Here is a 13084-nt window from a genome sequence, read left to right as displayed (position 1 = left end):
ATTTTTCAAATTTGTCTTGAAATAGAAAGGTAAAAACAATAAGAATTTGAAATCTAAAAGCAATTTAATTGGTGCCGTGCTGTGTGTATTTTTATTGACGGCATGTTCTAAAAAAATATTAACCGATAATCCCGAACCTGATGCAACGCTTTATGAAATTAACCATAAAGAAGATGTCAGTTTGGTTTTCTTCGATCATAATCAGGATGATGGTTTAGAAAAGCATTTAAATATCTACCAGCGATTTGCAGAAGCTTTTGATACAATTCAAGATGTGCATGTATTTCACGTTAGTGAGGATTGCGTGATCGAGTTTAGAAATTATGGCTACTATTATTTTAATAACCATGATGACAAGATCAAATCAGGAATGATATTGTCCAATGGTGTCGATAAACCGATTCTTGTAACCAATGCCGATAAGTATATTGAAACCTACGAATCGTATTTTAAAGTTCCTTTTAATGATAAAGTCTATTATGGCAAATTACGAAAAGCAGAGATTGCAGAAAGGCAAAAGGAATCGGAAAAAGAATTAAAATCAAAATTTAAAGTGGATCAAAACTATGCTGATAATTTGATACAAAATTCGAATGTTTCTTATTATCCAAAGACGAATGCTTTTTTGAGCTGTTCTACAGGAAAGGTAACGGCAAAAGCTTTTAGAGATAGTGCCAAAAACGCAAAAAGTTTTATGCAGATAGAAACGCTTTACGACAAAAACGGATTAATCAAACAATACTCGACTATAATTAATGGTGTTTTGTATTCTGAAGATTTGTATTATAGAAACCCATACCATTTGATTGACAGTATAGTGCGAAGAAATGAAAAGGGAGAAAAGTCTAAAGATGTTTTTAAATATGGCAAAAAACAATTCAGTATTATTTCTGTAGATCAGAAAAATGTAATGATTGCTAAAGTGTTTCATCTTAACGGCAAATTTCAATGTGCAAAAAGCGAAACAGTAAATGGGAGCGGAGATGTAGTTGCTATCACTTTTTTTGAATATGATGAATTCGGAAGAATTGTAAAAGAGGTTAATGCAACGCGGAAACTGGTTTATGAATATAAAAACGACCAAGAAGTTTTTTATTCTAAAATGAAAATTTACAGTATAAAAGATAACGTCTTGCTTTCTGAAAATATACGATATTCAGAAGGAAACAAAGATATTTTTATGTCAAAAGAAGGAAATAAGATTTTATCAAAAACGGTTTCATTAAATAATTCTAATGGCTGTGCCAAAACAGTATACAATTATAACTCTGATAATAAATTGAGTGAACTATATGAGTATTCGTATGAGAATTAATTCCTTTTTTCTAATCAAATTTTTTAGCAAACCAATTACTAGTAGACAAAATATATGAGACTTATTATTTTAATGTTTCTTGCTTTTACTTCATTAACAGTTATAGCGCAGGAAAAAATCCAAAAAGAAATCAATTATATCCGCAGTTTCCGCAAAGAATCAGACAGAATTGTTGTAGAACTAGGTGTCAAGCCGAGACTATGTTTTATACCGACCAAAAATAATCCAAATTATGTCAAGTTTACGGCATTAGTACAACCTTATCAAAAGAAAGAAAATTTATATGAGATCGGAATTGAAGAGGCAACAGGTAATATAAAATCACTTAGAATTTTGAGCAAAAATGAGACGGCAGAATACCAATCTATAAAGCCGTATTTTCCCGCTGCTGTGGCGGCAGTATCGGCAAGTCAATTGCCTGAAAAATATTATGATGAAGCACTTGAATTGTACAACAAAGAGCAATATCAAGAAGCAATGGAAACTGTAACCAAGTCAATAGAGATAAATACGCAAGACCCAGAATATCATCAGCTAAAAGCACTTTGTTTGGCACATTTACAGCTATATAAAGATTCTACCGATGAAGCGGAGTACGCACTCGAAATGGATATGGCAAATCCTGAACTGTATGAATTGATTGCAAATAATTATTACTTTTTAAGAGATAATGAAAATGCAATTAAAAATTTTGACAAGGCCATTGAATATGATATAAACATTATAGTTAGAATTTACCATAATTACATCAAATGTCTAATTGATATTCCTAATTCGCAACGGGCGATTGAAGTTTACAAACTGTACAAATACCGTTTAGACAGCCCAAATAACTACGGAGACGATTCAGGCAATTTTGCTGATGATTTAGAATTTTATGCCGGTCAGGCATATCAACAGATAGCAGATTGGGGGACTGCTGCTGAAATTTATGACCGGCTTATTGTCGTAAATCCAGATGTTTACGGATATCGAGCGCAGAGAGGAAGGCTTTATCAGGAAAAAAGAGAGTTCCCAGCGGCAATTAGAGATTTTGAAATAGCACTGAAATTAGATGAAAATGAGAATGTTGTATTGACTAATCTCGCTACAATTTATCAGGAACTTCATGATTATAAAAAGGCTGAAGCTGCATATAGTAAATATTTAAGCAAAAATCCAGATGATGCAGTGCTAATAAGCAATTACGGCTATTTGTTATTGGATGAAAAACGTTATAAAGACGCACAGTCCAAATTTGAAACCTCTTTTAAAATTGATGAAACAAGTATCGATACACATATTGGAAGAATACTTGCAGCGTATCTGCTTGGCGATTCCAAAAAGAAGAATCTGTTTATTAAGGTAGCAAAATCTCAGTTTCCGAATATAGAGCTTAATGCAACGACTCTAAATGCTCTTATAATAACGGGTAATTATTACTATTCGGAAAAGATTATAAACATTTGGAAAGAAGCAGTTAATTAAAGTTTTAGAATAATCGAACAAAAATTTAAACAGTAAGTTTATTTACAGAAATATCTCAAAAAAGATCATGCGCATTATACTCATTATTTTTATGTTTTTATCATCTGCTGTAAGATGTATTTCGCAGGAATTGCAGGTTTATTCTCCTTCAAAAAAAGAAAAGCTTTCAACAGAAGCCTATGAAGTTTTCAGAACCAATAAGTTTTTAGATTTTAAAGATAAAGACAGTTTGATTGAAAACATCGAGGGTTCTGTTTATAAGAAAACGAATTTGAATACATTTTTTCAGAATAAAAAAGATTGGGGAAAAATTCAGAAAGAAGATACTGCTTCTTATGCAAAAAAAGCAAACGCTAAATATGCATATAAAGATAATATGATGATCGAAACCTATTTAGAATTTGGGAGTTACAATGTTCGAAAAGAAATAAAAACGGTTTATAACCCGAAAAGTTTTGTCCTGCTTTATGAGAAAAAATATTTTGTGGGAGAAAATTATAATCGTACCGAAAGCATTGTTAATGAATATGATAATCAAAACAGAGTAGTTAGAATTACAAAGCGGACGGAATACAGTAAAAAAGAAAATAATGAAGAATCAACAACTATAATAAAATATGAAAATGAAACTGCAACCATTGCAAGTAAAAACGGAACTATTATCTGCAAATTAATTAGCAATAGAAATCTTTCGAAGACTTCTGCTAAGAAAGAATCTTTAATAGCATTGCCCTTTAATTATATAAAATATATGGAGGAATGTTATCTTGAAGAAAATGTGGAATGCAAGGTAAAGTATCCGAGAGTTGAAGGAAATGAATTAAAATTGATATCAAATCTGATTTATAAAAAAATAAACAAAAATACTCCCAATGTCCTATATCGCATTGATAATGGAGGATTGCCATTTCAGACCTATATTTTCAGTATTCGAGATGAAAAAGAGGATTATTTCTTAGATCATTTGATTATAAATGTAAAAGATCAAGAATTAATTTCAAAGCAACTTGTTGGTGTTGAGTCAGATGGTGAGATGCAGGAAGATGCCAGTTATATTGCTAAGTCTTTTATAATAAATGAGGATTTAACGATTAGTATTTTTGAAATTAGATTTTCAAAAATTTATAAAAAACTGAACGAAGGATATAAAATTACCTCTGATGGAAAAATAATAAGTTCTAAAAGCAAGTCTGAAAATAAGGCAGAAGCCAATTCTTGGTCAGGAAAATACAATTTTAAAAGAACGAACAAAGATGAGCTTGTAACCAGTTTTTTGATAGACTTAAAAAGCCTAGACGACATTACTATTGTTTACATTGGTGATGGAGAAAAGGCTGAATCGTATAAAAATCTTAAAGCAGAGAGCATAGCAGAGGATAAAATTAAAATAGTATTCAACAAGAAATATGACGAATTAGGAATTATATACATTCAAAAGAATGGCAAGCAATATACAATCTCAGGAGAGCCAATTTCGAACATTAATCCCGGCAATGATGAATATCCGCTTAAGAAAATGAATTAAGAAATTTGTCTGAATTGGTATTAAGAACGCGGTTTAGCTAGATTTCTATCATACATAACGATAGTTCCTGCTACAGCTACATTCAAACTTTTTTCTGATTTAAACTTTACTAAATGATGGCATTTTTCCATTACTTTTTTAGATAAGCCATGGTCTTCTGCGCCCAATATATAAACACAGCGTCTAGGATGTTCGAAGGTTTCAAGATCAGCCGCTTTTTCAGACAATTCAACGCCAACTAATCTTGCTCCTTTAGGTAAATTTTCGAAAAAAGCCTCAAAAGTATCGTAATGAAAATAAGGAATTGCTTTTACCGCATCGTGCGTATCGCAGGCTTGTTTGGCATATCTGTTTCCAATAGTAAATATAAAAGTAGCGCCTAAGTTTTGAGCCGATCGCCACAAAACACCTAAGTTTTCTGGTGTTTTACCATTTTGTATTCCTATACCAAAGTATTCATTTGTAAAATTATCGCTCATGGGGCAAAAGTACAAACTGTATGTAGATAAATCAATTTTTTATTGAGACGAAAAGAAGTCTTTTGATGGTAAAACAGTTTTTACTTATATATTATTCTGCTATGCAAAGTGTTTTTATCTAGGGCGTGATTGATCAGTACTAGAGAATTATACATTTAATTTAAAATATTTGTATACTTTAGTAATTGATTACTAACTGACTAATAGACCAAAAAAACATGAATTCTCAAAACCAAAAGAACGAAATAAACCGACGTAAATTTTTGCAGAATACGACATTAGCGGCTGCTGGGATTTACTTGGGTATTTTAGGCACGCCGAAACTATTCGGAAATGTCTTGATGGACAAAGATGCTAAAGGTATTCCAGATGTTAAATTGAATAATGGCTTAAAAATGCCAATACTCGGATTTGGAACTTACGGACTCAGCGGAGAGGTTTGCCAGAAATCTGTAGTTGAAGCCATATCTTCAGGTTATCGTCTTATTGATACTGCTAAAGTCTATGGAAATGAAGTAGAAGTAGGAAAGGCAATAAAGCAAAGCGGAATAGACAGAAAACAGCTTTTTGTTACTTCAAAATTATGGGTTGATGATGCTGGTTACGAAAATGCTAAAAAAGGTTTTGAAGAAACGTTAAGAAAGTTACAAGTGGACTATCTGGATCTGTATCTTATACATCGACCGAGAGGTGATGTAAAAGGATCTTGGAAGGCAATGGAAGAGCTTTACAAAGCAGGAAAAATAAAAGCTATAGGAATTAGCAATTTTGATCCTGCGCAATTGGCAGATCTTTTGTCTTATGCAGAGGTAAAACCAGCTATAAATCAGATTGAAACTCATGCTTATTTTCAACAAACAAATGATTATAAGGTACTAAAGCAGGGTAATATACAAATGCAAGCTTGGGCACCTTTTGCAGAAGGACGCAATGGTCTTTTTACAAATGAAACATTAACCCAAATAGCTAAGAAACATAACAAGACTACTGCACAGGTAAGTCTAAGATGGCATTTCCAGCGCGGTATTGTGGCTATTCCGAGATCTTCTCAAAGAGCACATATTCTAGAAAACCTTAATATATTTGATTTTAAGCTTGATGATGCTGATATGAAAGCGATTGAGAAATTGGATTTAAACAGAACTCAGTTTCCAGAATGGAGTTAAAGATTAGTATGGAGAAATTATGAAAAAAGCCTATTTTGTTAGAAATAGGCTTTTTAGTTTTGTAACCATTACGAATTATAAAAGCCAAACTTCTCATAGGTAATATGATGCGTAGCAATTAAAATCAATTTTTAGTAATAAAATATTGTAAAACAAATCTTATTTAGCTTTTGTTAAGTGTTTTATAGACAATATTGTATGTTTTTTAAAATGTAGCGTTATAAGAAAAAACTGCATTATTTAATTTATTTTTATAAAAAGCGACCTTGTTTTGAGTTTTTTTAAATATAGCCTGCTCAAAATCAATTGTATTTGTTTAATTGTCAATTCTAATTAGACTATTAAAATAAAACAAAAAAAAAGCTAAATTTAATCGAATATTTTTATTGTCTAACTTATCTAATTGTTTATGAATGGATTAGGTTTGGTGATTAGTATCTTATTTATAGCTGTAACAGCTTATCTGCTTGTGAAAAAATTCAATCCGCAAGCAGTTCTTCTTTTTGCTGGCATCTTGATGATTATCGTTGCATCTCTATTAAATTATAAAGTAAATCCTGTAGCACAGCCAACAGGAATTTTCGCATTTGATTTATTTAAGCGTTTGCAAGAATCGTTATCTGATAAAACTGCTAATGTTGGACTCATGATTATGACAATTGGCGGATTTCTTGCTTATATGAAAGCGATTGGCGCAAGTGATGCATTGGTTCATGTTGCTGTGAAGCCACTTGGCATTTTCAAAAAATATCCATATCTCGCAGCCTCTATAGTAATACCTATCGGACAGGTTCTTTTTATCTGTACACCATCAGCAACAGGGCTAGGTTTATTATTGGTAGCATCATTTTTTCCAATACTTATTTCATTGGGCGTAAGCAGAATTTCTGCTGTGGCAGTTATTTCTGCCTGTACCGTATTTGATATGGGGCCTGCATCTGCAAATACCGCTCGAGCTTCTCAGCTATTGGACATGCATAATGTAGAGTACTTTATTAAGTATCAGCTGCCACTGGTAATTCCGATGACTACACTTTTGATGATTATCTATTTTTTTGTAAATAAACATTATGATCAAAAATTGCCAAAAGAACAGCATGCAGATTATAATCCCGATGAAATTGTTTTAAAAACACCTTTGATCTATGCAGTATTGCCTATTTTTCCCTTATTGCTTTTAATTCTATTTTCTCCAATAATAAATATTTTCACTAAGCCTGTACATCTTGACACCACAACGGCAATGCTAATATCTCTGGCTGTTACTATGATAATGGAAATAGTGAGGCTTAGAAATGTAAAGGAAGTTTTCGCATCACTTAAAATATTTTGGGAAGGTATGGGAAAAGTTTTTGCATCTGTCGTTACGCTGATTGTCTGTGCAGAAATATTCGCCAACGGATTAATTTCGCTTGGATTTATTGATAGTCTCACCAATATTTCTATGAGCTTAGGACTCGGAATAGTAGGGATTGGAATACTAATGACCATTATAATTTTCTTGGCCTCTGTACTTATGGGAAGCGGTAATGCCTCTTTCTTTTCTTTTTCACCATTAGTTCCAGGAATCGCGGCCAAATTTAATACATCAGCAGCAGGAATCATTCTGCCTATGCAACTTTCTTCAAGCATGGGAAGAGCTGTATCTCCCATTGCTGGAGTAATAGTCGGTATCGCTAAAATAGCTGATGTTCAGCCTATGGATCTTGCAAAACGCAATGCGATTCCCATGTCAGTAGGTTTATTGTTTATGCTCGTATTTCATTATTTTATTTAAAAATTAAGTAAAGATGTTTAAACTAATAAAAAATTCAGTCTTATATGCTCCAGAGTCCTTAGGAAAGAAAGACATCTTAATCTGTGGAGAAAAAATAGCGCTGGTTAGTGATAGTATAAGCCTGAATCTGCCTGATCTCGAGATTATTGATGCAAATGGAAAAATGGTAACTCCAGGATTTATAGACCAGCATGTACATATTACAGGCGCAGGGGGCAAGCACGGTTTTCATTCGCTTACACCAGAAATTGCCTTATCTGAGTTTATTAGCTGCGGAACAACAACCGTAGTTGGATTGTTGGGCACTGATGGCGCAACAAAAAACTTGAAAGCGCTTTATGCTAAAACCAAAGCCTTAGATAATGAAGGAATTACGGCTTATATGCTTACCAGCTATTTTGGTCTTCCTCCAATTACTATGATGGGCTCAGTATTAGATGATATGCTGTTTATAGATAAAGTATTAGGATGTAAAGTAGCCATTAGTGATGAACGTTCGTCTTTTCCGACAGCTAAAGAACTGCTGGCAATTTTAAAAGATGTTCATGTTGGCGGTTTGACATCGGGCAAAAAAGGAATTATGCACGTACATCTTGGAGCGCTCAAAACAAACATGCAGCTGCTGCTTGATTTAGTACAACAATACGATTTTCCCATCAGAAATATATCTCCAACTCATGTTGGACGAACAGAGCCTTTATTTGAAGAAGCTATTCGTTTTGCAAAACTAGGAGGAATGATCGATATCACGACAGGCGGAACCAAATTTGATGAGCCTTATAAACAAGTGCTTTATGCTCTAAAAAAAGGTGTTCCGATGGAGAATATGACTTTCAGCAGTGATGGCAATGCTGGTCTGGGAGTAAATGACAAAGACGGTAATCTTATAGGCTTCAAAAAAGCACCTATTGATCTGAATTTAAAACAGGTGCAAAAACTGGTAAAAGAAGCTAATATGCCGATAGGACAAGCTATTCAATTGGTAACATCGGGTCCGGCTCGCAATCTATCACTTAAAAATAAAGGAAGTGTTTTTGTTGGAGGCGACGCCGATTTATGCCTGTTTGATTCCAATTTTAATTTGACCGATGTCATAGCTCGAGGTAGAGTGATGATGAAGGAAGGGGAAATTATAGTTCGCGGAAGTTTTGAAAAGAAAGATTAGATAAATATGAAAATAAAACTATTCTTATTGCTGTTATTCTTCTCAAACTGCTACTTTGCAATAGCACAGGAAGATGACGAACTGGAAGTAAAAAATGAAATGGACTCTGAACAGACATCTCAAAATCAAGATATGTCTGAAGCCATGCGCTTGAAAAAGGGTTATGCATTGGGTGATGGACTTACTCTGGAGTCGGCCAGCACCTGGCTTAACTTTACGCAAAGCTTGCAGTTATTGGCCGGCGTGAGTTCTACTGACAATTTTGACTCTTACAGTTCAGAGTTTAATATTCGAAGAGCTAGATTTAATTTCAGAGGAACCTTATTTAATGAAAAAGTCTATGTAAGGCTCCGTATAAATCTAGTGGGAAACTATCAGAGTACAACAACTGGATCGCGTTCTTATAATAATACTTTGCAGGATGCGCTAGTAGAATACAGACCAAGCCCCAATCATCGTATCAATTTTGGAGTTCGTGCCAATTATGACGATTCGCGTGAAGCTAGGATAGAAGGAGAATCTCTTGGGTTTATTGAAAGAAGCGCCATATCTACAGCTTTTGACCCAATATTTGATTACGGAATTCGATATTATGGAATATACCGTTTTGGAGGAAATGTCCTGAAACCGTATGTTTCTATCACAACAGGAGACGGAACTTCTGCTTTGCAAAAGAATTACGGGGGATTTAAATATGGCATTAGATTAGACTACCTGCCTTTTGGAACTTTCAGTAAAGGAGGAGAATATTTTATGGATGATCTGGTGCATGAACGTGTTCCGAAATTAATTATTGGGCCAACCTTTAGTTACAATGATGGCATTAGTTCGGCAAAAGGAACCAATGGCGGAAGATATATTTATGGTGATGCCGCGCAAAATGAACTTCTTCCTGATTTACTGAAAACAGGAATAGATTATATGTTCAAATACCGTGGGTGGTATTCTCTTGGCGAATACGTTTATACCCATGCTAAAGTGCCATCGGGTATTGCAGGAGAGTTTAACACAAGCGGAAAATTTACGCCTTATACGGGGCAAACTCCAGAACAGATAAAGAATACGGTGCTTAGCCGATTAAATGTAGGAAGCGGCTTTAATGTGCAGGCAGGATATTGTTTTAATTCATTTGCCTTGTCTGGCAGATATTCTTATATCGAGAATGATCCTAATGCGGCCAATTTTGCAGATATGAACCGTTATTACAGTTGTGTTGGAACCTTTTATTTTAGCGGGCATAATTTAAAACTGCAGACAGAAGTTGGTTATCAGGAATACAAAGACATGTTAAAAACACCTGATATAAAGGGGAATATATATGGTCAAATAATGTTTACTCTTCAATTATAGCGAAATGAAAAAGTCACTATTAATTATCATGTTTACAATCTGTTTTGTCGCAGTAATGCAGGGACAGACAGAAGATATTTATCAGAAATATTTTCCTGATCCAACAATTGATATGCCTGTGCCGATAACAAGAGGCAATCCTGTATTCAATTATTTTACTAAATATAAAGATGTACTTTCTTTTATAGACGAATTAGCAGCCAAATATCCAGATATAATGACAGTTAGTTCGATTGGAACGACTCAAAAAGGAAAAAATCAGCCAATGATTTTACTGACTCGTAAAAGTAAAACCGCAGATCAAGATAAATTGAGAGTCACTTTTATAGGTGGCATACATGGCAATGAACCTCTATCAACTGACGGGATGCTGTATTTAATGTATTTGGTAACGCATGATCCTTCAAATTTGGCTTTGCTGGACAATATGATTCTACAGGTAGTGCCAATGGTAAATGCAGACGGGAGAACGGCCGAAACAAGAGCAAGCAATAACAGTACCGATTTAAATAGGGATCTTACTATTCTCAAAGCAAAAGAAAGTACAAATCTAAAACTGGCAATTAACAAATTTGATCCTCATGTAGTGGTCGATTTTCATGAATTCTCGCCAGCCAGATTAGATTTTAAGGAATTAAATGATTGTTATACTTCAGCATACGACATTTTGTTTCTTTATACAGGAAATCTAAATGTAGATCCAGCAATTCGTGATGTAATAAAAACAGTATTTGTAGAGCCTACAAAATCTTTTTTAACAGATAAAGGCAGAAGAGTTGCTGATTATTGCACCACATTTATGAAAGACAATGAAGTCTGGCTGAATATAGGCGGTATTGCTTCTCGTTCAAGCGCAACCAATTATGCGCTGCAAAATAGGATTTCAATGTTAATGGAAATTCGCGGATTATCAGAAAAAGAAAAATCGGCAAAAAGAAGAATCGAAACCGCAGCTCTTACTGGATTGTCCTATCTAAAGATAGCACACGATCATGAATCGGAAATAAAAGAGGCTATTAAAATCGCTAATAAGAATGCTGTAGAAGCAACGCGTGTTTCGGTAAGCACTTCAAAACCCGAAACAATTAAAAGAGATTATCACTTTGTAGATAAGTGTAAAGTTTCTGACACAACAATAGTTTTTAATGCAAACTACAATGTCAATCAGTCGCCTGATATAACAAGACCAAAACCAGGAGCATTTTTGATTTTTCCTGCTTCTGAAAAAGTAAAAAAAGTGCTTGAAGTATCAGGAGTTTTAGTTAAAGTGACCAAACAGCCTTTTCAGTTTAACAAAATAGAACAATATGCTGTAAATGAAAATGGACAGATCAATATTGTAGAAGGAGCAGTTTCTATACCAGAAGAAGCTCTTGTTATAGACTCGCAACAGCCTATGAGCAATGTAATAGCAGACCTTATGGAGCCTGAAGGCGCAAATTCTTTATATGCAAACAACATTATCAAGAAAAAAAATAAAGAAAATATGATTCCTATATATCGTATATCTCGTGAACAATTATCTCAATTATCCACTAAATAATAACAGTATGAAATTAAAATATACCCTGTTTATATTTTGCACATTAGCAGTTGCATTTCAATCGTTACGTGCGCAAGTGTCTGAGGTAGGAAAATCTGACTCAAACGTTCGTTATGTTGCAGGAGAAGGCACATATATTACGCTTAGCAAAAAAGACAAATTTGTTTTTAATATTAATGCCACTTTGCAGCCCGGTTTTCAGTTAAAGAGTGAAGATGTGGAGGATGTTACAACAAATTCTGAACAGCTGTCTCTTAATCTTGTCCGTCTCGGATTAAATTTTTCGGCTTATGATAATCGGCTTACAATGGCTATTTTATCTGATTTTACTGGAATAACTGGTATATTAGAAGGTTGGATCGGAATAGCCAGCAAGAATAAAAAATACAGACTTGTATTTGGAGAAAGACAAACCAACACCAACAACAGGCTCGCCATGGCAGACGAAAGATATGCTTCGATTATGGCGCCAACAATATCTGGAAAATCAAACGACGGAAGTATATATGGCGGTTTAATGCAAAATTTTGTGAGCACAACTAGAGAAGGAGGTTTGTTTTTTGAAACCAATTTCAGCATCAATAAAATGAGACTTTATCCATCTGTATCGATCACGACAGGAGAAGGACAGGGATTTTTTGACCCTGTGTCTAATTCAGGTTTCAAATATGGTGGAAGAATTGATTTTATGCCTTTAGGGGATTTTATTAAAAACAACGCTTTTATTTCTCAAGATATCTATCATGAACCAAAACCAAAATTCGCTGTCGGAGTTGCGGACAGTTATAATGTCAAAACAAGCAATTCTATTGGTGCTGGTAATGGAACGGTTTCAGGTATTTACGATGAAAATGGCGAAGCCGCTTTTGCCAATTATAACAAATTCGTTTTGGATTTAATATTCAAGTATAACGGTTTTGCTTTTGTTGGAGAATACGTTGACGGATCAATTCATGGAAAAGATTTATTTACAGATACTTCTGGTGCAGTAAGGCTTACGCCAGAAAATGCTTCTGCAAAATATAGCTTGGGAAGCGCAATTAATCTTCAATCATCTTATGTCACACACGATGGCTGGGCGGTAGAAGGACGCTACTCTTATGTCAAACCTGAATTTGATGTAGCAACGTCAATAATACAGACTCAGCATTGGTATACTATAGGGTTTAATAAGTACATGATAAATAATGCTTTGAAGTTTGGAATTAATGCAACTTACATTGATCAGAATGGAGCTGGTCAGAACAAAACAACATGGATTAATAACCTTGCGGTACAAATTTCATTTTAAATTGAC

Annotated in this window: 10 protein-coding genes; 9 read left to right on the top strand and 1 reads right to left on the bottom strand. The window is 34.1% G+C overall.

Annotated elements, in window-relative coordinates; translation table 11 throughout:
- Positions 1-46 precede the first annotated feature (46 nt).
- The 3 genes from DM397_RS14360 to DM397_RS23930 all read left to right on the top strand — a co-directional run bounded on the left by DM397_RS14360 (position 47) and on the right by DM397_RS23930 (position 4307).
- Positions 47-1315 carry a hypothetical protein gene (locus DM397_RS14360; protein WP_111378189.1) on the top strand — a complete coding sequence of 423 codons (1269 nt, stop codon included), beginning with the start codon at positions 47-49 and terminating at the stop codon, positions 1313-1315.
- Positions 1316-1369: 54 nt separating this feature from the next.
- The gene (locus tag DM397_RS14355; protein ID WP_111378188.1) at positions 1370-2782 is read left to right on the top strand and encodes a tetratricopeptide repeat protein; all 1413 of its coding nucleotides are present in this window, start codon (positions 1370-1372) and stop codon (positions 2780-2782) included.
- A 67-nt stretch (positions 2783-2849) separates the two neighbouring features.
- Entirely contained in the window at positions 2850-4307 is a 1458-nt protein-coding gene (locus DM397_RS23930; protein WP_185957077.1) for a hypothetical protein, read from the top strand.
- 20 nt (positions 4308-4327) lie between these two features.
- Here the strand turns inward: DM397_RS23930 and DM397_RS14345 are convergent, their stop codons facing one another.
- Positions 4328-4786 carry an RNA methyltransferase gene (locus DM397_RS14345; protein ID WP_111378187.1) on the bottom strand — a complete coding sequence of 153 codons (459 nt, stop codon included), beginning with the start codon at positions 4784-4786 and terminating at the stop codon, positions 4328-4330.
- A 218-nt stretch (positions 4787-5004) separates the two neighbouring features.
- Here DM397_RS14345 and DM397_RS14340 point away from each other — a divergent pair, with 218 nt between their 5' ends.
- The 6 genes from DM397_RS14340 (at position 5005) to DM397_RS14315 (ending at position 13078) form a co-directional block, all read left to right on the top strand.
- A complete protein-coding gene (locus tag DM397_RS14340) occupies positions 5005-5952 on the top strand; it encodes an aldo/keto reductase (protein WP_239457858.1) in 948 nt (315 codons plus the stop codon).
- 409 nt (positions 5953-6361) lie between these two features.
- Positions 6362-7729 carry a C4-dicarboxylate transporter DcuC gene (gene dcuC, locus DM397_RS14335; RefSeq protein WP_111378186.1) on the top strand — a complete coding sequence of 456 codons (1368 nt, stop codon included), beginning with the start codon at positions 6362-6364 and terminating at the stop codon, positions 7727-7729.
- A 13-nt stretch (positions 7730-7742) separates the two neighbouring features.
- On the top strand, positions 7743-8894 hold the full coding sequence (gene iadA / locus DM397_RS14330) for a beta-aspartyl-peptidase (protein WP_111378185.1): 1152 nt from the start codon (positions 7743-7745) through the stop codon (positions 8892-8894).
- A gap of 6 nt (positions 8895-8900) precedes the next feature.
- A complete protein-coding gene (locus DM397_RS14325; RefSeq protein ID WP_111378184.1) occupies positions 8901-10244 on the top strand; it encodes a porin in 1344 nt (447 codons plus the stop codon).
- Between the two features lie 4 nt (positions 10245-10248).
- Entirely contained in the window at positions 10249-11787 is a 1539-nt protein-coding gene (locus DM397_RS14320; RefSeq protein ID WP_111378183.1) for a M14 family zinc carboxypeptidase, read from the top strand.
- A gap of 7 nt (positions 11788-11794) precedes the next feature.
- On the top strand, positions 11795-13078 hold the full coding sequence (locus DM397_RS14315) for a hypothetical protein (RefSeq protein WP_142479064.1): 1284 nt from the start codon (positions 11795-11797) through the stop codon (positions 13076-13078).
- The last annotated feature ends 6 nt before the right edge of the window (positions 13079-13084 follow it).

Source organism: Flavobacterium nitrogenifigens, from assembly GCF_003254565.1.
Taxonomy (GTDB): Bacteria; Bacteroidota; Bacteroidia; order Flavobacteriales; family Flavobacteriaceae; genus Flavobacterium; species Flavobacterium nitrogenifigens.
Note: the sequence above shows the minus strand (reverse complement) of the source record. Positions and strands in the feature narration are given on the sequence as shown.

What these genes read in the sequence shown, in the direction of transcription:
- DM397_RS23930 (WP_185957077.1), top strand. Translation starts at nt 2,850, where the DNA reads ATGCGCATTATACTCATTATTTTTATGTTTTTATCATCTGCTGTAAGA.
- DM397_RS14315 (WP_142479064.1), top strand. Translation starts at nt 11,795, where the DNA reads ATGAAATTAAAATATACCCTGTTTATATTTTGCACATTAGCAGTTGCA.
- iadA (WP_111378185.1), top strand. Translation starts at nt 7,743, where the DNA reads ATGTTTAAACTAATAAAAAATTCAGTCTTATATGCTCCAGAGTCCTTA.
- DM397_RS14325 (WP_111378184.1), top strand. Translation starts at nt 8,901, where the DNA reads ATGAAAATAAAACTATTCTTATTGCTGTTATTCTTCTCAAACTGCTAC.
- DM397_RS14340 (WP_239457858.1), top strand. Translation starts at nt 5,005, where the DNA reads ATGAATTCTCAAAACCAAAAGAACGAAATAAACCGACGTAAATTTTTG.
- dcuC (WP_111378186.1), top strand. Translation starts at nt 6,362, where the DNA reads ATGAATGGATTAGGTTTGGTGATTAGTATCTTATTTATAGCTGTAACA.
- DM397_RS14345 (WP_111378187.1), bottom strand. Translation starts at nt 4,786, where the DNA reads ATGAGCGATAATTTTACAAATGAATACTTTGGTATAGGAATACAAAAT.
- DM397_RS14320 (WP_111378183.1), top strand. Translation starts at nt 10,249, where the DNA reads ATGAAAAAGTCACTATTAATTATCATGTTTACAATCTGTTTTGTCGCA.
- DM397_RS14355 (WP_111378188.1), top strand. Translation starts at nt 1,370, where the DNA reads ATGAGACTTATTATTTTAATGTTTCTTGCTTTTACTTCATTAACAGTT.